22 protein-coding genes are annotated in these 20,929 nt (G+C 43.2%); 21 read left to right on the forward strand and 1 reads right to left on the reverse strand.

Annotation, left to right across the window (positions count from 1 at the left end):
• Window positions 1-334 precede the first annotated feature (334 nt).
• The 19 genes from K331_RS31240 (at window position 335) to K331_RS0125500 (ending at window position 18,997) form a co-directional block, all read left to right on the forward strand.
• Entirely contained in the window at window positions 335-1,045 is a 711-nt protein-coding gene (locus tag K331_RS31240; RefSeq protein ID WP_051290030.1) for a DUF1643 domain-containing protein, read from the forward strand.
• Between the two features lie 274 nt (window positions 1,046-1,319).
• Entirely contained in the window at window positions 1,320-1,727 is a 408-nt protein-coding gene (locus K331_RS0125410; protein ID WP_028592453.1) for a hypothetical protein, read from the forward strand.
• Between the two features lie 190 nt (window positions 1,728-1,917).
• Window positions 1,918-2,103, forward strand: a complete 186-nt coding sequence (locus tag K331_RS0125415) for a hypothetical protein (RefSeq protein ID WP_028592454.1) — start codon at window positions 1,918-1,920, stop codon at window positions 2,101-2,103.
• Window positions 2,104-3,072: 969 nt separating this feature from the next.
• The gene (locus tag K331_RS0125425; RefSeq protein ID WP_028592456.1) at window positions 3,073-3,408 is read left to right on the forward strand and encodes a YolD-like family protein; all 336 of its coding nucleotides are present in this window, start codon (window positions 3,073-3,075) and stop codon (window positions 3,406-3,408) included.
• A gap of 65 nt (window positions 3,409-3,473) precedes the next feature.
• Complete coding sequence (locus K331_RS0125430; RefSeq protein WP_028592457.1) at window positions 3,474-4,307, forward strand: imm11 family protein; 834 nt, start codon at window positions 3,474-3,476, stop codon at window positions 4,305-4,307.
• A 545-nt stretch (window positions 4,308-4,852) separates the two neighbouring features.
• The gene (locus tag K331_RS0125435; RefSeq protein WP_028592458.1) at window positions 4,853-5,974 is read left to right on the forward strand and encodes a hypothetical protein; all 1,122 of its coding nucleotides are present in this window, start codon (window positions 4,853-4,855) and stop codon (window positions 5,972-5,974) included.
• A 205-nt stretch (window positions 5,975-6,179) separates the two neighbouring features.
• Window positions 6,180-7,580 carry a hypothetical protein gene (locus tag K331_RS0125440; protein ID WP_028592459.1) on the forward strand — a complete coding sequence of 467 codons (1,401 nt, stop codon included), beginning with the start codon at window positions 6,180-6,182 and terminating at the stop codon, window positions 7,578-7,580.
• 807 nt (window positions 7,581-8,387) lie between these two features.
• Window positions 8,388-9,533, forward strand: coding sequence for a pentapeptide repeat-containing protein (locus K331_RS30560; RefSeq protein ID WP_051290031.1), 1,146 nt, complete (start codon window positions 8,388-8,390; stop codon window positions 9,531-9,533).
• On the forward strand, window positions 9,530-10,054 hold the full coding sequence (locus K331_RS0125450; protein ID WP_036635757.1) for a hypothetical protein: 525 nt from the start codon (window positions 9,530-9,532) through the stop codon (window positions 10,052-10,054). The genes K331_RS30560 and K331_RS0125450 overlap by 4 nt, the downstream gene beginning before the upstream one ends.
• Before the next feature lie 43 nt (window positions 10,055-10,097).
• Window positions 10,098-10,787, forward strand: coding sequence for a hypothetical protein (locus K331_RS0125455; RefSeq protein WP_028592461.1), 690 nt, complete (start codon window positions 10,098-10,100; stop codon window positions 10,785-10,787).
• On the forward strand, window positions 10,784-12,217 hold the full coding sequence (locus K331_RS0125460; protein ID WP_028592462.1) for a phage baseplate assembly protein V: 1,434 nt from the start codon (window positions 10,784-10,786) through the stop codon (window positions 12,215-12,217). The genes K331_RS0125455 and K331_RS0125460 overlap by 4 nt, the downstream gene beginning before the upstream one ends.
• 151 nt (window positions 12,218-12,368) lie before the next feature.
• A complete protein-coding gene (locus tag K331_RS0125465) occupies window positions 12,369-12,812 on the forward strand; it encodes a DUF4280 domain-containing protein (protein ID WP_084165572.1) in 444 nt (147 codons plus the stop codon).
• Window positions 12,813-12,876: 64 nt separating this feature from the next.
• On the forward strand, window positions 12,877-15,825 hold the full coding sequence (locus tag K331_RS31245) for an EndoU domain-containing protein (RefSeq protein WP_051290032.1): 2,949 nt from the start codon (window positions 12,877-12,879) through the stop codon (window positions 15,823-15,825).
• Between the two features lie 21 nt (window positions 15,826-15,846).
• Window positions 15,847-16,260 carry a hypothetical protein gene (locus K331_RS0125475; RefSeq protein ID WP_028592464.1) on the forward strand — a complete coding sequence of 138 codons (414 nt, stop codon included), beginning with the start codon at window positions 15,847-15,849 and terminating at the stop codon, window positions 16,258-16,260.
• 378 nt (window positions 16,261-16,638) lie between these two features.
• Window positions 16,639-16,794 (forward strand): hypothetical protein, encoded by a 156-nt coding sequence (locus K331_RS32545; RefSeq protein WP_156897713.1) that lies wholly within the window; start codon window positions 16,639-16,641, stop codon window positions 16,792-16,794.
• A 195-nt stretch (window positions 16,795-16,989) separates the two neighbouring features.
• Window positions 16,990-17,613 (forward strand): hypothetical protein, encoded by a 624-nt coding sequence (locus K331_RS31250; RefSeq protein ID WP_051290033.1) that lies wholly within the window; start codon window positions 16,990-16,992, stop codon window positions 17,611-17,613.
• A gap of 15 nt (window positions 17,614-17,628) precedes the next feature.
• Complete coding sequence (locus K331_RS30575) at window positions 17,629-17,994, forward strand: hypothetical protein (protein ID WP_051290034.1); 366 nt, start codon at window positions 17,629-17,631, stop codon at window positions 17,992-17,994.
• Window positions 17,995-18,193: 199 nt separating this feature from the next.
• On the forward strand, window positions 18,194-18,652 hold the full coding sequence (locus tag K331_RS0125495) for a CdiA family toxin C-terminal domain-containing protein (protein ID WP_028592466.1): 459 nt from the start codon (window positions 18,194-18,196) through the stop codon (window positions 18,650-18,652).
• Between the two features lie 12 nt (window positions 18,653-18,664).
• Window positions 18,665-18,997, forward strand: coding sequence for a hypothetical protein (locus K331_RS0125500; protein ID WP_028592467.1), 333 nt, complete (start codon window positions 18,665-18,667; stop codon window positions 18,995-18,997).
• A gap of 389 nt (window positions 18,998-19,386) precedes the next feature.
• On the opposite strand, the gene K331_RS0125505 is transcribed toward K331_RS0125500, so the two are convergent.
• Complete coding sequence (locus tag K331_RS0125505; protein ID WP_028592468.1) at window positions 19,387-19,869, reverse strand: helix-turn-helix domain-containing protein; 483 nt, start codon at window positions 19,867-19,869, stop codon at window positions 19,387-19,389.
• An 8-nt stretch (window positions 19,870-19,877) separates the two neighbouring features.
• Between K331_RS0125505 and K331_RS0125510 the strand changes: the two genes are divergently transcribed.
• Window positions 19,878-20,351: a magnesium chelatase subunit ChlI family protein gene (locus K331_RS0125510; protein ID WP_028592469.1), complete on the forward strand. Its 474-nt coding sequence runs from the start codon at window positions 19,878-19,880 to the stop codon at window positions 20,349-20,351.
• Window positions 20,352-20,678: 327 nt separating this feature from the next.
• A complete protein-coding gene (locus tag K331_RS0125515; protein ID WP_156897714.1) occupies window positions 20,679-20,915 on the forward strand; it encodes a hypothetical protein in 237 nt (78 codons plus the stop codon).
• Window positions 20,916-20,929: the final 14 nt, after the last annotated feature.

Genomic DNA, 20,929 nt, shown 5'->3' on the forward strand with positions numbered 1-20,929 from the left:
TAATAGACGGATTTTATGTGCGTTAATTTTTGTAGAAAGAACTATTACAAAAAACAAAATTAAGTGGAGTGTGAAAATTACACATGGTATATTTATCCTAATACTTTTTTCCTAATTTGAGAAGGCTTTAATCTCTACAAGATGTTCTACACATTCATTTTTGAACAGGTGAGACTGAGCTATTTCTAGAATACAACAAGCGATTCAGTACATTTGAATACTTTCTACTATGAGTTAGACTCTGAGCCAGAAAATAAAGGGGGTTAAGAAGCTTCTTCCGTTTATCAAGGAGTGAGTATTTACATAACAAGAATTGCTATTAGGAGTGAGATATTTGACAAGGTACATAGCTAGTTACATCAATGGGAATCCAATCTGCCAAAGAGACGTAATTGTTCAGACTGATGATAAATTGATTGAGAAGCGTGAAATACTACGAGTTGAGTTGAACAAATTGGGGGATAAATCAGTATCCGTAATAATGATGAATCCTTCAGAGGCTGATTCAACTCAATCTGATGTAACAGTTAATAAAGTTATAGAGTTTTTTGTTAAGCCATTTCAGCGCCCATTAAATGAACGGAACAAAAGGATAGCTGGTGTTAGGTACGTAAACATCCTGAACCTACTGCCTATATATAATCCAAATTCGAAGGATTTAAATAACCATCTCGAAATAATTATCGATGAGCATTCTGATGAATTTTTGCAATTATTACTCGAGTCTAATATCCAGTTAACGCTAGAAACAATAAGAGCATCAGATTATGTTGTATTAGCGTGGGGTATGCCTGAAAAGTTCCCTCTGCCGTTGTATTTTAGTTTAGCAGCGAAGGTACTGGAAGAAGTTATTGATTCACCTAAGGAGTTTTTTGTATTCAGAGTAAGAAATCCTAAGAAATCAAGATACCATTTAACTGGGTACTTGAATCCACCGCATCCATCCCGTTGTAAACTGCTCAGATTAGTACGAGTAGATGTCGATGGGTTTCTTCGGATAATTCCACGAGCTTTAAATATCTCGAATGAAAGCGAGGTGCGATGATTAAATTTATGGGATAATATAAATACCCTGTTGAAACATAGGCAATTCATCTCGATCATGATACTTGACCAAATGTAACTGACGTGAACAAAAGTCGAAACAGGGGATGTAAGAAGCTGTAAGAAACCGGAGAAGGATAGTTATTTCGCTCATAAGAAGAAGCGTTGGATATTTATCAAATAGGTTATATACACGAAATAGCATTAATAGATTGTGGTCACTTCAAATAGTAGCAGTATTGGCATATAATTTCGTTTTCAGGGAGGCGCTAACATTGTCGAAGCTCGACTACATAATTAAGCTTGTCTATCCAGACTGGGTAATTGATGAACATAGGTCTAAACGAATGGGGTTCAATGGCAAGTACAAAAAATTCAGTTTTCCAATTGGGGCTAGAATGTTTGTTTATTTAACTGATCAACAGTTGATCATGGGCATTAATACAGTGACAGGGACTTGGAAAGACGGTGAGGTCTTTGAGTCCAGACCGGGCTATCCAATAAAGCTTCCGGTTAATATGGACTACGAAGTACCTAAAGAGGGGCAAGGACTTCATATCAAAGAGATACAAAGAATCGTTCCATTATTTCAGCCGCATAGGGATATGAGCTTCTTTCCATTGACGGAGGATCAGTATATTTCACTAGAGAAGATGCTAAAGATAAAAATCAGGACACTGTAGAAATTGGTGGATAAGAATAAAAAAGGATAAATGAGGTATGAATACTAATATTTACTGTTTTACATGTACCAAGTAGGGGATTTTCAATCATTCTTTGATCACTAAATAACAACTGCTTAATTACATATCTTCAAATACTTGTGTTTAGTAAAACTGTATAATATCTAATTCTGGGGGGGGGGGGAAGTGAATGAAAGCATCGGAGGACTTCATCAAGCAATTAGAATTATTATATGAACAATACGAACAGGAAGTAACGGAGAAACTGAAATCTGGTACTCTTAAAGGCACTACCGCAAAGACTTATTTGACCCACTCCATTAATTTTGTCAGATGGTGTCGCGATGACTTCGTACCAGGGGATAGAAACAAGTAATGCAACCATGTTTAACCGCGCCTCGGCTAACAACATTTTGTTAGCCTTTCGAAATCATCTGCAGGCTGCAAAACCATATGCTAGAATGGAAAAAATACAACATATGAAGGTTTTGATATGTCTGTTTCTGATAGGAAAATCGTTTTCAAGTTAACGCAAACAAATGGGTGTTCCTTCTCTACGATCAAGGGAAAGCAAATAATGTTTCAAGGAGTGCGAGGCGAAAAGCGGATCGTTGTTTACACACTGTACTCCAAGATCCGTACAGTCGGTAAGGGTTGGTTCGACATACAACAAGACAGGTCGAGCTCTTGGACGATGCGGACATAGCAGTATTATCAGTTTGATTGGAAGGCGGAAACATCTATTACGTATATTTCAAAGAACTACGTAAAATAATGATTTTCGATCTTCAGATTGTGAACTCAAATGAAGGTCAGCATTGGAAATTAATTATAAATTGGGGGAAATAACATTCAGGTAAGAGATTGCTGGGATAAGTTTCAAGCAGTACCTGAACGACTGATATCATAACTATTTTAGGTAATGGGTTGATCAATTTGTTCTTTGCATAGTGGTGAAATGAAGAGCGCATTTCAACTCTTGGGTGAGCATGGGAACGATATTAGTTGTAGTGTCATCTTGAGAGTGACGCAGTGTCTCTCATTCCAAATCAATCTAGGGCTTCATTGGCTAACGCTGGTGGAGCTTTTTTCTTATTGATAAGGAACAAGCGTTTAGATATACAAACGTTCGTGTAAGGGGGGTGAAAATTACTGCAGGTCTAAGTGTTGAAATAATCTATGAAGACGGGTCCGGCAACATCACGCAGCGCAAGATTGCTGTTCGTGGGGTTTGTGATGGTTTTATCCAAGCGACTGACCTTAGCAGCAACCAACCCCGGACATTTCGAACAGAGAACATACTCGCCTGGTCACCAATCAGTCAGACAGCTTAGGAGTTGATATCATGGGGAAGAAGCTTCAGGGGAATGGGTTATTCGAAAGCTCACGATTTATGTTGCCGGAGCATGCAGAACGAATGAGACAGCATTATATAGAAGAAACTCGGAAATCTAAGCCGATCTTGGATGCTCAAGAGATTGAGCAAATTGAACAAGCGCTTGTGAATTCGTACAACCGGCGTGTGCCTGTCGAACTGAAGGTATTTGATCCGTTTGAGGACGTTCGATTGAGTGGAGTGGTGACAGCTTTAAATACGTCCATTAGGGAAATTAAGCTTAGGCAGGGTGAGGAGGATTACAAGTGGATCAAGCTTAGCCACATCATGGCAGCGTACATATAGTAAAGGCGAGGAATATATCTGGGCTCTTTCATGTTATAATTTGGCATATACGAGGAGGGTTATATATGAGGATTTGGCAAGTAAGTGCTGGTGAAAATACTTTGAATATTGATATTCAGGATGAATTAGATCCAGAGATAGATTCTTTAATACGTAGTATCTCTTTTGGTGAACAAATCAAATATAAATGGGGGCCCCTTAAAGTTCTATATAAAAAAGATAAAGGAAAATACACCGATTTTCCTAGGTACGCCCCTGGCAGATTTGTTATGAATGATAAAGCTTTATCTGTACTGAAGCCCTTGATTGCTGATTTGGTGGAGATACTTCCTTTAAGAGATGATAAGTATAACTTTTACTTTTGCAATGTAATTAATATATTGGATTGTGTTGATAAAGAAAAGTCTGTCCCTGTAATTAGTTCCGTCACGAATAAAGTGTCTTCATACGAAAGTATGTATCTCTACAAAGAAATGGTTGTAGGAAGCGAAAAGAGACATATCTTTAAAATCCCGGAGTTAATAAGAACTAGAATTTATGTATCCGACGAATTCCGTGATGCTGTGTTGAAGGCTGGTCTAAAAGGGCTAAACTTTGACATAGTGTGGGATTCAGAGTTCACGAAAGAAGATGAAATTGCCCAGCAGGAGAGATATGATAATTATTTGGCTGAACTTGAGAAGAGCAAGGGAGTCGAAATGGATTGGAACACAGCTATGGAGCTTCTTAACGAAGGTAAAGCGGTAGCTAGTGCTCATTGGAAATTGAAAAAAGATGAAAACAAGGAGCTTCTGGTAGGGCGATTAACCTATGACCTTGATTATGAATTTGCAAAGCTAATCTATATTCCTCCTATTCTTTTGGATTTGAAGTGGCATGAAGTCGAACGGGGCGTTTAGACGCTCTAATCAGTCGCGTAGCAGTGATAACTTTATTTTTCTGCTTTTTATTAAAATAGCAGTGTTTTTCCATAAAGAAATGAGCCGTCCTGCTAAAGATAACGGCTCATTTCTAATGACCTAAGTCTGACTGACCGCTCTATTAGCGGTAGTTGTACACAGGGATCGGTTGCAGCCGATTCCTTTTTCTATTTATGCGGTAATCATACAGGCAACGTGACTGCCAATACAAATAATGTGTTCATAAACTTAGTAAGCAGCAGTTATTTTGTCATATTTCTGTGGAATATGGAAATAACACATGGTATATTTATCCTATTACTATTTACCTATGAAATAATATGCAAGGATTGCTAAAGTCCTGTTATGATGTTGCAAGGTTTGCTTTATTTAGACTTGCGACAATAGTTTGGGGGCTATGAAGAAATGATCAATGGTGCCTACTATTTTAGTAAACAGATAGGATTTAATGCAGTCTAAAAATTTTTGTTAGCTTTAGTTGGCTGGGTTCAAAATAAATAAAAATATCAGCAGGAGTGAATAGAATGAAAAAAAAGTTAATGCTTATCTTTGTGTCATTCGTATTTTTGACAATTTGTTCCCCACATTCAAAAGTGGAAGCCAAGTCAAACATTGTTCCCGATGACGCCTATGTCTCATTTGAGGTAGCGGTTTTTATAAATGGTAAACTTCAAATTATGCCTGAAAAAGCATATGTCATAGAGTCTGGCGTGAAATATCCTGATTTGTATCTGCCTTTTAAACTATTAACGAAAATTAATGATATCACTGTTAATTATTCTAAGCCTATAACAATTCAATCGAGTGCAGGTGTTTTTCCTATAGATCAGACGAATTCCGTTTTGTATGAAAATAAGACTTATTTGAGTCTTGAACAATTTTATAAGATGACTGGCTTTCAAGGTAAGCGTGATTTTTGGGCAAATTCAGTATTTTTGTGGAACAACGAAGAAGGAGAACTGAAATCCAAGGAATTAATGAGTGAGCTGGATAAAATATCAAGTGATAATATAAAGTCTTATATGGGACAAAAAGTTTATCTCTATGATGGAGAAAGAGTTGGTTGGGTTACTGAGATCAATTATGGCTCTGAATATGTTACCAATATGACGATCGTTCTCAACAATGGGAAATATGTAAAGAGTAAGGTTATTAATGAGCATTTTAATGATTTTTGTAGTTATTTTGAATTTGAAATAATTGACGGCCTCTACGCTGGAAAGTATTATTGGGCTGATAAAATTGAATTACCATCATCTAACCCGTTACAACACCTTGAAAAGGTATATTTCAAATCAGTGAAAATTAAAGGTAAGAGTTTAATTATTGAAGCGAAACGTGCAAATGGAGCGAATCAAACATTCAAGCTGCCATTTATATATGAACCTTCAGATCCAATTAAAAGCGGCTTTTATATTTCCAATCCCAAGGCTCCATATCCCGGATGGTCATCTGCGATATGGAGCAAGATTTCACAGCAGAAGATTTCTACAGGTATGAATAAAGACCAAGTTTATCTTTCATGGGGAGAACCTGATGATGTAAATTCATATACAAGCAGCTCGCTAAAAATAGAACAATGGGTGTATGGAAGAACGTATTTACACTTTTATAATGGCAAACTTGAATCGTGGACAGAATTATAGGATGAATTAGTGGCAAAGCAAAAGACTCGGCTATCAATCAGATGGCTGAGTCTTTTGTTATGTACACCACCCTGATAAAGATACACTCTTATACCATAAAGTGGTATTATTGCATAGAGAAATAATAACAGGGACTAACTTATTGATTATTTGTCTACCTTCATGCTTTCCCTGATAGTTGTCAACATTTGAAGGGGTGGTTATCTTGAATCTTACAACCACGATACGCTCAGAAGTAGAACAATTTATGGAACGTGAACAATTGAAACTTAGTGATTTGGGTCGGCTGACAGGGTTGAATGTTGGAACACTCAGCTCTGTAATTACGGGTGGTAAAATCATGGCGATTAACCAATTGGACAGAATTACTAGCGCGATGGGGCTCCCAGAAGGACATTTTTACGATACTTACATACAAGATAACTTAACAGCTAACCAGCCCAATTGGAGACGAATAAAACCATTTATATTCAGATGCGCCCAGTTAGACAAAATGGAGTACATTCGGCAGGTTGTTAGTTGGATGTTGGAGAATCCGATATACTGCACCGTTTTGTTTGATGGAGCAGAGGAGCTTCTGCAGGAAGGGCAAAAAGACGCAGCGGCTTTGGTCTATGAAGCTGTTGCAGTAACGGAGCGTTCCCAGCATTCTGAACGTCTTGCACTCTGCCAATATCGTTTATTTACGATTAGGATTAGTGACGATCAAATGCAAAACCTTCGTATTGCCGCACAGTTCGAGCCATACGTAGAAAGATTGGATGAAATTTTACAGCTTGATGCACTAAAGGATTTAGCCAATTTATATCGCTCTCTACGTAAATGGGACAAGTTAGATGATTTCGCAGAACGTATGGGAACCAAAGCGAGAACGAATTACTTCTCAGAACGAAGAAAAGTCGTTAGTGACGAAGATTCGCATCATAAACTAAGCAGACCGCTATTTGTATATATTGCATACAGCGACTTACTTCGCGGTGAAGTATGCCACGAGCTAGGAGACTATCAGCAAGCTCTGCAATTCATTTCAGGTTACGCTGATCTGGACTGGGTTAAGGAGAGCGATGAAGAAACACTTCATTGGAAGGGGTTATTCAAGGAATGGGCAAAAACCAATGCCTACGTCACAAAACTGTTTTCTGGAGATTTAAGTGTTCTAATGGAATATGTATCTTATATAGATACTCAAAAAGATGACATTTTGCTGTCATTACTTAATATTGCCGAACTAGCCAATCATTTTAATATTGATGCAGCATACATTTTCAAACACTTTGCACCTGAAATTAACTTGTTAATGGATAGTGAAAATATACCAGGAATGAATAATACAAGATTAAAGTCGGAACGGCTTGCACGTCTATTCTATGAACTGTCTGAATACTATCTACATAAAGGCGAATATGAGATTGGTTATATGTATTTATTAAAAAGTTTGGCAAAATCAACTACGATTAACTATGACACAATTGTTGTTAAATGTGTGGGGTTATTTGAAACGTTTAGGAAGTATGCCAGTACTGATACGCAGTCAGACTATCAAAAACTATTTAAAGAGGTGCATCAAAGTGAAAAAAAGAATCGTGTTACTTCTAACCGTCTTTAGTTTAATATTTACGTGTGGAGTTTATGTGCCAGGAACAGGGTACCAAGTGCAAGATCATAAGGGTGAAGCTTAACAATCAAGATCACAATCAAAGTATTTGAGTTTGCTCTACATAGTATAAGTGATTAAAGTTTCTTACAAGTTGAGGTAACCAGTCGAAGGAGTTGAAAACCGCCGACTGGTTATTTAAGCTGATACAAATTGAGCCGACTGTGTCAGTTCTCAGTGTGTTGTACCAACGGACAAAGGGTACTCTGCATACAGAGGGCTCCTGCTATCATTCCTAAATATGTTCTATAAGAGTCGTTATATAATCATCTGTCATTATAAATTTGTGTAACAATGAATAATAGCATTTTTCTGTCGTTCAGCTTGTTGGTAGCATTCCTCTGCTTAATCTACATGCCCGTTCCTCATCAATAATCCCTTGGTTTCTGTCTTCAGTCACATTTCATAGGCGCTTGAATAATACGCACGATCCCATGGATCACTTGCTAAACGTTACAGATTCCCCAGCAGACCTTCGAGACTATACATTTACCCATTTTAATCTCATGCCTAACAATCCTTATAGCTATCCATATCATACTGAAAAGCCTGCAAAAATGCGTATGGGTATTTCACGAATGTGAAGGCACAACAGACTAATTTCAAACATTAGCCTTATAGTAAAAATTAACTATTATAATGTAAAATTACATTGTATTTAAAATAGAACAATTCATAGGATTTGTTCACTTGATTCCAATTTTTATAATATGATTGCATCTTCACATATCAATCTGGAAAAGGCAGTGAGAGGCAGCAATGAACAGATCACAAGCCATCGAGCATTTTGAACAGAATACGGTGATCCCACAAGTGCAAGATATGCTTCAACGGCTTGAATCTTACTATCAGCTACATAAGTTCCAGCTAGCCCAGTCATTCTGGGTTTCCATAGAACAGATCATTGCAGGATATGAAGCTTTGCAGGAACAAGGGCAGCAAGATGCGCTTGGTTATATTACATTCTCTCTTCTACGAACATCCATGCTCAGGGGGCAGAGTCTCTACTTGGTAGAAGCCTCGAACAGGCTCTGGTTCCTTGACGAACAGGCGTACTCTGCGTGCTATGACGGGGCCTGGGCCTATAGCTTCTTGAAGCCATTAGAGACAGAGCTGTTGCAGACGGCCAAAAAGTATGCTGGAGCGATTGACCCGACAGATGTGCAGCGATGGATCATGAATACAGCAGCATTCGTCCATCAGTACGTGCTTGCATTAGCCCGCTATACCTTGCGACATCATGAAGATCAACTGATGTACAGATTGGACCGTGTCCGACTTGAGCGTGAATGTGAAATTCGCGTTGGTGAATATCGGGATCTGAGCGAGATTGTGTATAAGCTAGATCGCAGAGAGCGCTCTGCAGAAGAGCTAGGGAATGAGCTGTCAGGCAGACATGAATTTGCGTATTCCGGTGAGGTGTTCCGTGATGCCGAGCTGTCGCAAGGAGATTACACAGGAATTCATTTGTACTATAGCGATCTGCGTGGAAGCTCATGCAGGGGGAGTCAATTCACGAATGGCTATTTAGTAGGGTCTCGCTGGGATGAAGCGGACTTATGTGATGCGGATTTCAGTCAGGCATTTCTGGCAGAGGCGAGCTTTAAAGGGGCAGACCTGCGTGGTGCGTCTTTTCGAGGTTGCATAGGAACGGCAGGCTTATTGGCGGAGAAGCACTGGGAACGACCTGGCTATGAGCCGGTATGCTTCACAGGTGCTAATCTGGCGGGGGCAGATTTTACGGGCGCTTGGTTGCCCGGTGCTGATTTTCGGGGAGCCTTGCATGTGGATGAGGCTATGCTTCAAGGGGCCTGGCTGGAAGGAGCACAATTCTCTTCAGATGTATCTGAGGGATTCGAGCTGCCCAGCAAGACAGCAACGAATAGGAAGCTGGTGGAATCATGAAATATTGGATTGGCAAGCCGGAGCACAGCATTGTGTATCCGGCCATCCCTGTATGGGATGAAGAGGCGAATGGAGAGGACTTGAGTCTCGCGGATTGGACACAATGGCCAGAGTCCAGTGCAGCCCAGTTCCGCGTGCGAGGCCATGATCTTACGGTCTACCCTGATCTGATGCTTGGAGAGCTGCTGCTCGTGTCCGATTCCGTGCATGAACTGCTGCGCATCTATATGCCACAGCTATTCAGCCGGATGGCGCTGCTGCGTGATCTGGATCGAATGGAGCAGCGGCTCTACTGGCTTGTCCAGCCTCCACTTGTCGATGGTATGGGTACGCGGAGCGAGTGGCAGCTTGGAGGTGGGCTACAAAAGCTCGTCGTGAATCAGCAGGGGATGCAACAGCAGCCTTTGGCGCGATTGCGGGGATTGCGTGAACCTTACCTCATCCTGGAGCTTGCGCTTGCAGAAAGTATGCTGCGTAGAGGATATGTTGGTATGCAACTGGAAGAGGCTGAACTGCAGTAGAAGCCAATGACGAATAGCCAATCAACAAGAAGGAGGAGTATCCATGGAACATCTGGAGAAGAAGCACCTGGATGAAATGATGGTTAGCCTGCGCCAAATCCAACAGGAGGAGCCAGCGGAAGACGTTGAGGGCCTTGAGGATCTGGAGATCGCAGAGGCAGAAACATTAGAGGAAGTTATCGCACTCGGGGAAGCTTCAGAGCAGTCGCTGAAGGGAATGCGTCGTGTAGACGGAGAGATTCTGATGTTCGCAGAACGTCTGCTGCTGGATGGACGAGTAGGGATGACGATGCCAGTTACATTTCATGAGATGGCACCGGAGCTCAAGCAAATGAAGTATCCGTCCGCCCATCGCCCATCTCTGATCCTGACGAATCAGGAGGGGAGCATCAATCTGGCTTTGAACTGGATCGACAGCGATGTCGGCTCCCAGGATGTAGAGCAGCTCACGACGGACATGACAGCCGTTATCAAGCAGACACAGCGCATTCAGGAATGGCAGAGCGAGGGCTTGGTGGACCTTCACGGTCAACAGCTCGGCTATTGTGAATTCACGACGCCTGTATGGAATGACTTGCTGTATCATCTGATGTTCTTCACGGAGCTGGAGGGCCAGGCCTTCATCGGCACCTTTAACTGTACCGCTGAGCATCTACTGATCTGGAGGCCATTCGCCTACCGAATGTTATCCACCCTGAAGCTGAATCCTGCGAGAGGAGAAGAGACACTATGACGACAGCACGAACGACGTATGATTCACTACACATCACCCCCTACGAGCAGGTGCGCATTCAGGAGCTTCATATTCGCAAGCAGATGAATGAGCACACACGGCTGTCGTTTACCGCCATGGTGCCTGAGGAATGGAAGGACAGCTATGTGCAGATGACGGCGGCGGATTCCCCAGTGGGGGTATTCCAGCTCAAGGAGGACGGCAGCCAGGCTGCTTTGTTTCACGGCACGGTACTGAACATTGAGATCAAGGTCGTACGGGATGTGTACTATCTGGAGGTGGATGCGGTGTCGTACAGCTATCAGCTGGATATTCGCCCCAGAAGTCGATCCTTCCAGGACAAGAATATGACAGTCGAGACGATGCTGCACATCGTAGGAAAGGACTATCCTGGCTTTGACCTGATCGACTCTGCCACGGGTGGTGCGGCTTTGAGAAGACTTACGGTCCAATATGCTGAGACGGATTGGGCATTCCTGAAGCGGATCGCTTCGCGCTATCGGACCTCACTCAGTCCTGCATCGTCCTTTGAGACGCCCAAATTATATTTTGGCGTGGAGGAAACACCCTCTGGCCTGAATCTGTCGAACTATCATTATACGGTCAGCAAACGTATCGAGACGTATCGCCATTTTGACGGGAATGATACGACCCCGGTGAATGAACAGGATTTCGTGGATTATGGGCTGGAGACCGAGCAAGTGCTGGATCTGGGCAGCCAGGTGGCCTTTCAAGGTAAAAGTCTGTACGTATACAAGGTCCATACCCGCATGAAGCAAGGAATCTTAACACACGAATACACCATGACGACGCATAAAGGTCTCAGACACCGCGAGCTGTTCAATGAACAGCTGACAGGTTTGTCATTACTGGGCAGCGTCATTCAGGTGGAGCGAGATCGGGTGCGTGTACATCTGGATATCGATCAGACTCAGGAGGCAACTGTAGCCTATTGGTTCCCTTATGCTTCTCCCTATACCGCTGAAGGTCATAGCGGCTGGTATGTGATGCCGGAACTGGGGGATCGCGTACGCATTACCTTTCCGGCGCATCTGGAGGACGGGGCCTTCGCCAGCAGCTCAGCACGGGAGGGACGGAGTGAAGAGGGCCAGCAGGGACATAACCGTTTTAGCAATCCGCAGGTGAAGATTTTTCGTACCCCACACGGTAAAGAGATTCGGCTGACACCGGATGAGATCGTCATTTCCAGCAAGGACGGGGCCATCTTCATCCGTCTGAATGAGCAGGAGGGCATTCATATCACGAGTGATCAGGAAATCAGCCTTAGTGCAGGCGGGAGTATCTCGCTGAGTGCAGGAGACAAGGTCAAGATCACGGCAGGACAGGAAATCCAGCTCTCTAGTCAGGGCAGTACGGTGTCTCTGGGCGGTCAGACGACGGTCATGGGTAGTGAGGTGAAGACGAATTAGAAGGATAGAATCTACAGAGTGAGACCCTAGGCAGGCTCCAATTGATCTGTAGACAGGCTGAAGTAGAAGTAGAAGTAGGCAAGAGCAGTTTGAGAGACAAATGTTAGGAGATAAGGATGCGGTGGCATGATGCTGCAAAGGAGTGAAGATATTGTCACAGTCAGGGAACAGTGCTTCTGCTGGGAAGGAAGATCTGCGGCCAGGGAAGGGAAGTAAGCTGGGATATGTCGTAGCCGGGGCCATTCTAAGCTGTAGCTTCGGCACACAGCCCACTCGGCTGAAGCGCCCGCTAAGCCATGGTGTATATATCAAAGGCAAGGCGCAAATGAATGTCGGCGATTGTGAGCCGGGAGTGAACATATCTGGCTTTGGCAGGTGCTGGTGTAAGGCCAACCCTGCGGTGAAGGCGAGCAAGCTGGTGGATATTTACGGGGTTCCCAAAGCACCGTGTGTCCCGGTCATCACGGGAGCATGGATTGGAGGCAAGAAGGATGTGCTGATCGAAGGTCAGCCCGCTCTGCTACAAAGCTGTTCTAACGCCTGCATGTATGGAGGCATGATTCGAATTGACGATGATGGACAGAATCTCGACTGAGCGGACGTTCATCACACAAGGAAGGGAAGACAGGGGAGGAACAACGAGATGAGGAAGAATGGTAATGAGTGAGATCCCAACCAATCAGAGCACAACAGTAGAGCCTAGCCACATTCCACTGCATCGACTGGAGCTGTCAGCGCCATTTGCGCTGCAAAGGATTTCAGACATGCGAATGAGCCGCCCGCTGCACGATCACGCCAGACTGTTCCTGACAGGTATTGTAGACGAGGAGCAACAGGAGCGCGTGCTGGAGCAGGCCCGAGCGGATCAGCCGCTCATACTTACGCTCCGAGGGGAGGAGGGTCAGCCTGCCCGTACGCTGTTTCATGGGGAGCTCCAGCAGGTGCGCATGAGCATGGTTCGAGGGGTACACACCGTTGAACTGGAGGCGGTGTCTCATACCTATCAACTGGACGTCAGACCACGGACGCGTTCTTTTCAGGACTCGAAGATGACGTACGCTGAGCTTATTCGGCAGGTGCTAGAGCTTTATCCCGATGCAGACTGCATCCAGATGGTTGGCGATGAAGTCAAGCTCGGTGAGCTTCTCGTCCAGTATCAGGAGACCGACTGGGCATTCCTGCAACGGATGGCATCTCGTTTTGGAACGGTGCTGGTTCCTGAGGTGACGCTTCCTGGTCCGAAGCTCTGGTTCGGTGTACCCGAGGGACGCTCCGTCAGCTTGGACAACGCCCATTATCGGCTGAGACGGAGCTTTGATAAGGACGCCACGGCGGAATTTAACCATATAATAGAGAGCGAAACACAGGCCCAGCCGGGAGATGAGGTAGAGTGGGCGGGCACGAACTGGACCATTGGCGAGATCACAACGAGCATTCAAAGAGAACTGTTGCTCCATGAGTACCGCCTGATGCCTGAAGGCAGCATTCATAAGCCGCTGCGGCATAATGCAAGATTGACAGGGGCCATATTGGAGGGCAAGGTGCTAGAGGTCAAGGAGGATCACCTGCGCGTACATCTGGAGGTGGACGAGCAGCAGGACCCTGCGAAGGCGTGGTGGTTCCCATACGGAACGCTTTATAGTGCCGAGGGGCATAGCGGCTGGTATGTCATGCCGGAGGTCGGGGATCAGATTCAGGTCTACTTCCCGAATGTGCGGGAGGCGGAGGCTGTGGCAACGGCCTCGATCCGCCGGGCCAAGTCAGCGTCAGCGAAGCTGGCTGATCCCCAGGTGAAGGTGTGGGGTACAGCGGCAGGGAAGTCGATTGAGCTCACCCCATCTGAATTGACGCTGACGGCGAGCAGTGGAAAGGTAGACATCCGACTTCACTCTGGTGGCGTGCAGGTGAGTAGTGACAGCAGCCTGTCGGTCTCTGCCAAGAGTCGTCTGTCCCTGCATGCAGATGGGCGTGTACAAGTGGATGCAGGTAGCGCGATCTATCTGCATGCCGGAGGCAGCAGCCTCGTGCTGGATGGTGAGACGGATCTGCGCTCAGCACAGGTGAAGCTGGAGGGAACGGTGAAGCGCCCCGTCTTCGTAGCGGATCTGGAGCCGATCTGGGAGCCGCCTATTGCCGGAGCCCCGACTCCCGGAGACTCGTCCAATGCTTCCGGGGGAGAGGGTGGAGACTCTTCTTCAGGAGGGAGTTCCGCGAACTCAAAGGGAAGTGAAGGGGGCCAAGCTGCGACAGCTCCTACGGCCAATCTGATGGGGGCGCAATTAAACTTGTTGAAGCTGGGTCAGGCAGTGGCGGGTATGATCCCAGTCTTGGGTGCAAGCCCGGTGGCTGCTGCTGTTGGTGCCGTTGTCGCTGTGGCAATTGCTGGTGCGATGCCGTTCATGGGCCATTTATCATCAGGAGGAGCCAGAGGACGTTCCAGTTCGAGCATGTTCGGTCAGCATCTATTGTCGATCGTGGGTGGTCCGCTACTGGGCAAGGCGTATACCGCCGCCAGATTGTTCGGCAGAACGCCGATGGCTGAAGAGCTCATTAAGGCCATGAAGGATGAGATGAAGCGGAAGCAGCAATATAGTACGTATATGGCGCTGCATATGGAGAGGGATATGCTGCGTCCATCAGCACCCACTCCGGCCTATGATTTCAGCCAATACAGTAAGAAGTTTGTTGGAAGCATGTGGGTATTGAGTAAGAACGGTAATGTAGATCAGGAAGCGGCAAAAGCGACTTTAGCGTATAATGAAGCAATTAAGCGTGGAGAAATCAAGTTAGAAGTTCCAGAGGACGACTCGCTGGAGAAATTCATCATTGATCAGAATAAGGCATTATTGGCCGGGTATAACCCATATACGGGAGAGCCTGTGTCAAAAGCTTATGCGTATTCGGTGGTAGTTAGTAGTGGACTTTCACTGGTTGCTGGTATTGCAGCGATTCGACCAGGTAAACTAAATGGACCCGTTAAAATCCCTAAACATGATTTCGAGAAGTATAAACCTAAGCCTAAACCGAAGCAACCCAATAAAGGCGGGCCGGGTGTCAACCAACCGATTGATGAATTTGACGACAGGCTGCATTATCAGGGAGCTGCAGATGGTAGGAAGGCTGAGGGGACGGGGAGTAATGGTTCAGGTGGTAGTGTAGTTGAAATTAAAACTATAATTAGCCCGGAAATGGAACAGAAGATACTCTATGGGAGAAGAAACAATCCAACATCAAAAAAACCCAATGGTCTTGTAGGAGGTCATTCACCTAATATAAATAACTCGCATTCTGATTTCGCAGTAGAGGAGATAAAAATTAATCCTGATGGAACAAAAGACATAAAATTCTATACGCAATTTCCAGATGGGAAACTTTCGAATATTAAGTCGAGTACTACTTTTCCAGATACATGGACTGATGCAGATGCAATTAATGCTGTTAAAAAAATTGGCAATACACCAAGCGTTGGTTCTCGTGTAGATATAGAAGGTGTGAAAACACTTCACAGTGGAACTGTCAATGGAGTAAAAATTGATGTTATTAAAATAGGTGATGATGTGATTTCAGCTTATCCAGTAGGAACAAAGCCTACACCAGGTTTTAACTAAATCATAGAAGGTGGTACTGTAATGTATAAAGAGCTGGATACACTTTTAACAGATTTTCAAGATGCAGATAATTATTGGTATGACATTGGTTGTTTAACCGCTGAAAAGTTAATTACAATGTTTAAACAGGAAGATTGGAGTGAGTTATCGGATAACGTATTGACAAAATCTTTAGGTTGGCAAAAAAAATTAGCTTATTGTTTAGGTGATGACTCAAATTTGGAAGAGTTGAAACTTCTACTAACTTTAGCAAGTCTAGAGGATACTGATTTATTTGAAGTCTGTATTGATTCGCTAAGGAGTTTTACCAGTGTAGAAAATAAACGAATAATACTTGAAAACCGAATCATTATTGAAAAAGTAAAGGCAGTTATTCCTAGTACTGGAGGAGTATCGAAAAAAATATTTCAAGACTTTCTTGACAATGTAGAGTAAATAAAAATCAATAAAAAAATGGACATAGTGTTTGTCATATATTTATGTAAACAGATGATATTTAAACGGCTGCTACTGAGATTATCCACTTAGTGATGAATAAACCCATTACTCAACCTGTATAGAAGAGGACTTTTCAAGATAGAAGTCAGTAAACATGTTCCACAGTTCTGATAAAAGGATCGTATAACACAACCGACAGTGCCACAATGCGAGCTTGCCGCCCGTGTTGTGGTTTTTTTGATTCGCTAATATTGAACTGCGATAGAAGAAGTAGACCCATTCAGCGCAGAATGAACTTATCATTCAACTAATAACACATATAAGCTATGTGACCTTTCAAGGTAAAAGTCTGTGCGTATACAAGGTCCATACCGTATGAAGCAAGAAATCTTAACGCACGAATACACCATGATGACGCATAAAGTTCTCAGACATTGTGAGCTGCTGGGCAGCGTCATTCAGATGGAGCGAGACTGGGTGCGTGTGCATCTGGATATCGATAAGGCTCAGGAGGCAACGGCAGCATATTGATTCCCTTATGCTTCTCCCTACATAAATGAAACAATTAAGCGTGGAGAAATCAAGCTGGAGGTTCCAGAGGACAACTCGCTGGAGAAATTCATCATTGATCAGAACAAGGCGCTACTGGCTGGGTATAATCCGTATACGGGAGAGCCTGTATCCAAAGCTTATGCGTATTCGTTAGTTGCTGGGACAAGCCTTTCTATGTTCGTAGGCATTGCATCGATTCGACCGGGCAAAGTAAGTGGGTCCGTCAAGATCCCTAAAATTGATTTCGAGAAATTCAAACCTAAGCCTAAACCAACGAAAACAATTCAAGAGGGGACGGTTAAAAATGTACCACCACCGCCACCGCCACCGCCACCACCGCCACCAAAAGTTTTCAAACATAAGGGATATGATCCACAGCCTGGTGAAAGGACAACAACAAGAGAAGAATGGAAAGCACAGGATAGAGAAGCGAGAATACGCTCAAATCTCTCTCAATCTTCCCCAATAAGTATTCCTCCTACTGCATCAGTAAAAATACAGTCAAAGACTGGGTATGAGCAGATACAGTTTAAATGGTCCGACGGGTATTACAAGTATGAAGGACGCTGGCATACGCGAACACCTGGAGCGCCTCAAGATCAAGGTAATACTTGGGTTGTTGAACGAACCACACCAGGAAATACTACTGGACAGCAGAAGACGTATCATATTTTAACTGGTGATAATCAATGGACTCCAAGACATGAATGGCAAGCTGCTATTACCGCTAGAAAGAATGGTACTGCGACAGCAGAACAAAATAAAATGTTGGAAAGTGGGCACTGGCCAGCGCCATAACAAGGAGATGCGATCATGGAAATAATAAATAGTAAATACTATGAAGGTTATGAGGGCGAAGGAGAAATACAATTTATAAGGCATCTCTCTAATGGTGATAAGTATGTAATAAGAATCTGGGATGGTTATTTTGATGAAATAATGAGGGGAATACAGCCCGAGGAAAACGGTTGGACAGGTCTGGCTTATTACTACAATGTTGAAGAGCCTTGGTGGGAAAAACCATGGAAGATTCCAGATATATCAATTGTACTAAAACAACTACAAGAAATAAAAACAGAGCTTTTAAATGTGGAGGCAAAGGAACTGCTTGTAGAGCTTTGCGATATATTGTCCAACTCTTGGATATTAAACGAATCTGTATGGATTGCTGATGAGTAGTACGCAATGTAATTGACTAGTGTAGTTTTGTGGTTTACAAACCCAAGAGTAGGTCGTACAATACAACCAACAAACCAAACACTAAACAATTCAAACACTTGATAAACTTTCAAAGCTCTTTCCAACTTGTTTTATGAGTAGGAATGAGCTTTTTTGTGTGCAGAAAATAAACGAAGGAGCTGAATGACATGAGCAAAAGATGGTCTTAATTGCTGAGGTACAAGCAGCATGCGGGGAGCTAATCAGAACTGGTGTTGTAGGTGGGCATAATCAAAGTGGATTTTTTGGATATCTTGATACGAAGGGAATACCTTACAGAGTAGAAGAGGTAATTCAGCATCCAAGTATTGAAGGGATTTATGACGTAAAATATAAAATAGGAAAACAAGAAAAAGGCCAGTATCTTGATAATGGTGAGTTCAAAGCTTCAACTCATAAAAAAACACTGTATGATTCAAACTCTTTTAGTGACGCAGATATTAAATTCCGTGGGAAGGAAGCTATGGAAACTGGCTCCTTGATAACTACAAAGGGAGGTCAAAAAGTTATACAGGGAACAGCGCCCAATGGTTTGGAATTTGAAGGTTGGGTGAATCCAAAGACGGGTGAAATTGATAGTTACTACCCCGTATTAAAATTTAATAATTATGGTAATTAGGAGGTCCTCAAAATGCTGCAAAATGAATCGGCAATTATCCAAGATTATTTTTCTTTTTTGAAAGGTGTACTTATTGAAGTGTTAGAGTGTTTATCGAAAGGCGATCCTTGGCAGGATCATATGATGGGATATGAACTACCCGAGCATTCTGATGGCATTGATTCAAATAAGGACCAGATAGTGCTTTTTATGCAAACTCATGAGTATATTGAGTTTAATCTTGAAAAATCAAAATTTTACACATATTTACTTGAGGTTTGTGGTGAATACACTTTCGAAAATCCTCATTCTAAAGAAATGGTTGATTCATTAATGGTGAAGATTGAAAGTATATTATGGAAATAGTAAACTGCACTAGGTTTCAATTAAGGAGCAATTTTCTGAAATAGCAGTAATTACAGAAATAACAGAAATAACAAGGTATTTTTTGATTGATGACCATGAAGGTGAATAAATACTATTTTAGCAAGTACTTGATGGACATTTTGTAGAAATTGAGCAGGTAAATATTCTGTGTTTACAGTACCAACAAAAAGGTCGTCAATAAACTAATACTAAAAAATTACAGATGCTTGATAAACATCCAAAGCTCATTCCAACTTGTTTTATGAGTAGGAATGAGCTTTTTTATGCGCAGAAAACAAACTAAGGACTGAATGACATGGCAAAATATTTATAGGCAACAGAACAAAAGATGGTCTTAATTGCTGAGGTATAACCAGTAATACTAATAATCACACTGTATCATACTCCTTAAGGATTTCTATGACAGTTTGAACCCTATCTAGATACTTAGTAGAAGGCTTGGTCTTTCCAAGCTCCCAGTTATGAATTGTCTTTGCGTCAACTTTCATTCTTGCACTTAATTCACGCTTGGTCAGACCATGATAATGTCTGGCCTTCTTTATTTTCTCTCCCAAGGTATTTTCATGCATTTCATCGTAGCAGCCAAGGTATGAAACAGTCTGGCTAAGTAACTTAGATAGAGTTTGGATCGTTTGAATCTTGGCGGGGTTAATGTTCCTTTCAATTCTGCTGAGTGCTACTTCTGATATACCTGCTTTAGCTGCCAACTCTGAAATTGTGAGACTCCGAAGTATCCGATGATAACGGATTCGAGCTCCAGATGTATTAAGCTCCTCAGGAGGTTCATTCGGAAAAAGCCTTGTCTCTTTGGTGATGTATAGTCCCAAGGTGTTAACTACACGGTTGTCCATGCGGTCGGTTGCTGAGCGGAGAAGCTCATGGTGAGGTCTGTAGCTGCAGTCCAGCCAGAATCGCGCAATATCGCTCGCGGATCTCGGGCCCCCTTCTGGACCGGATCGATGTGCAGGTAGAGGTACCACGTCCAAAGGAGTGGCGTAAGGAAACGCAAAATCTATCATCCCACGATATGCGACAGCAGGTATTACAAGCGCAGGCTGTGCAGGCTCATAGATATGCCAAGCTGCCGATTGCCTGGAATAGTGAGCTATCTGGAAGGCTGCTGCGCAAGTATACGGAGTTGAACCGCGAGGCGGAGCAATTGCTGGAGCATACGGTGGAGGCGATTGGGCTGAGCATGCGTTCTTATGACCGTATCTTGAAGATGGCGCGGACGATAGCGGATCTGACTGGAGAGGAGCAAATTGAAGTGGCTCATGTTGCGGAGGCAATTCAGTACAGGAATCTGGATGTGAAGCAGATGTATACGAGCTGATAGAAATTATTTACTGGTGTTTGATGTGGGACGAACATTAGCATACTTTCATGTCGTAAAAAGTGAAGGTAAACTTGAAGGTGTTTTGCATCAGTGGCAAGATAAGCCATCACTTGGAAGGAGTTTCTATGAAGTAATTCCATAGGGGAATAAGGTGTGTTGAATCCTGTACAGCTTAAAACCTTAATGAGAAAGTATCGGAACGGTTTTAGTATGATACAAGAGGCATGAGCAACTTGGGAAAAGGCCAATCATTCTTTTTCTGGACCAAACAAGTAGTATGAAGGAACAACAAGCTTCACAGCCCCATTGACGAAATCTGCTGAGGTGATTGAACAGAGACGATTCCAGCAAGCGGACATTATCTTTGTTACAGATGGTGAAGCTCATGTGAATGATGAATACCTTCGCTACTGGAATGAGTTGAAAAAGGAAAAGGGGTTCTCAGTCCTTTCTTTATTACTTGGTACGGAGTCAATCAATGGTGTACAGGACTTCTCAGATCGAGTTGTTAAAGCTTCTTCGTTTGAAGATGAATCTGTATATGAAGCTTTTGATATTTGATGAGGAACAGGACA

This window comes from Paenibacillus massiliensis subsp. panacisoli DSM 21345 (assembly GCF_000426545.1).
Lineage (GTDB): Bacteria > Bacillota > Bacilli > Paenibacillales > Paenibacillaceae > Paenibacillus > Paenibacillus panacisoli.

Bases quoted from the DNA above. Each gene is read 5' to 3' on its own strand.
- K331_RS0125415 (WP_028592454.1), top strand. From the start codon at position 1,918: ATGAAAGCATCGGAGGACTTCATCAAGCAATTAGAATTATTATATGAA.
- K331_RS0125425 (WP_028592456.1), top strand. From the start codon at position 3,073: ATGGGGAAGAAGCTTCAGGGGAATGGGTTATTCGAAAGCTCACGATTT.
- K331_RS0125430 (WP_028592457.1), top strand. From the start codon at position 3,474: ATGAGGATTTGGCAAGTAAGTGCTGGTGAAAATACTTTGAATATTGAT.
- K331_RS0125435 (WP_028592458.1), top strand. From the start codon at position 4,853: ATGAAAAAAAAGTTAATGCTTATCTTTGTGTCATTCGTATTTTTGACA.
- K331_RS30560 (WP_051290031.1), top strand. From the start codon at position 8,388: ATGAACAGATCACAAGCCATCGAGCATTTTGAACAGAATACGGTGATC.
- K331_RS0125450 (WP_036635757.1), top strand. From the start codon at position 9,530: ATGAAATATTGGATTGGCAAGCCGGAGCACAGCATTGTGTATCCGGCC.
- K331_RS0125455 (WP_028592461.1), top strand. From the start codon at position 10,098: ATGGAACATCTGGAGAAGAAGCACCTGGATGAAATGATGGTTAGCCTG.
- K331_RS0125460 (WP_028592462.1), top strand. From the start codon at position 10,784: ATGACGACAGCACGAACGACGTATGATTCACTACACATCACCCCCTAC.
- K331_RS31245 (WP_051290032.1), top strand. From the start codon at position 12,877: ATGAGTGAGATCCCAACCAATCAGAGCACAACAGTAGAGCCTAGCCAC.
- K331_RS0125475 (WP_028592464.1), top strand. From the start codon at position 15,847: ATGTATAAAGAGCTGGATACACTTTTAACAGATTTTCAAGATGCAGAT.
- K331_RS32545 (WP_156897713.1), top strand. From the start codon at position 16,639: ATGAAGCAAGAAATCTTAACGCACGAATACACCATGATGACGCATAAA.
- K331_RS31250 (WP_051290033.1), top strand. From the start codon at position 16,990: ATGTTCGTAGGCATTGCATCGATTCGACCGGGCAAAGTAAGTGGGTCC.
- K331_RS30575 (WP_051290034.1), top strand. From the start codon at position 17,629: ATGGAAATAATAAATAGTAAATACTATGAAGGTTATGAGGGCGAAGGA.
- K331_RS0125495 (WP_028592466.1), top strand. From the start codon at position 18,194: ATGGTCTTAATTGCTGAGGTACAAGCAGCATGCGGGGAGCTAATCAGA.
- K331_RS0125500 (WP_028592467.1), top strand. From the start codon at position 18,665: ATGCTGCAAAATGAATCGGCAATTATCCAAGATTATTTTTCTTTTTTG.
- K331_RS0125505 (WP_028592468.1), bottom strand. From the start codon at position 19,869: ATGGACAACCGTGTAGTTAACACCTTGGGACTATACATCACCAAAGAG.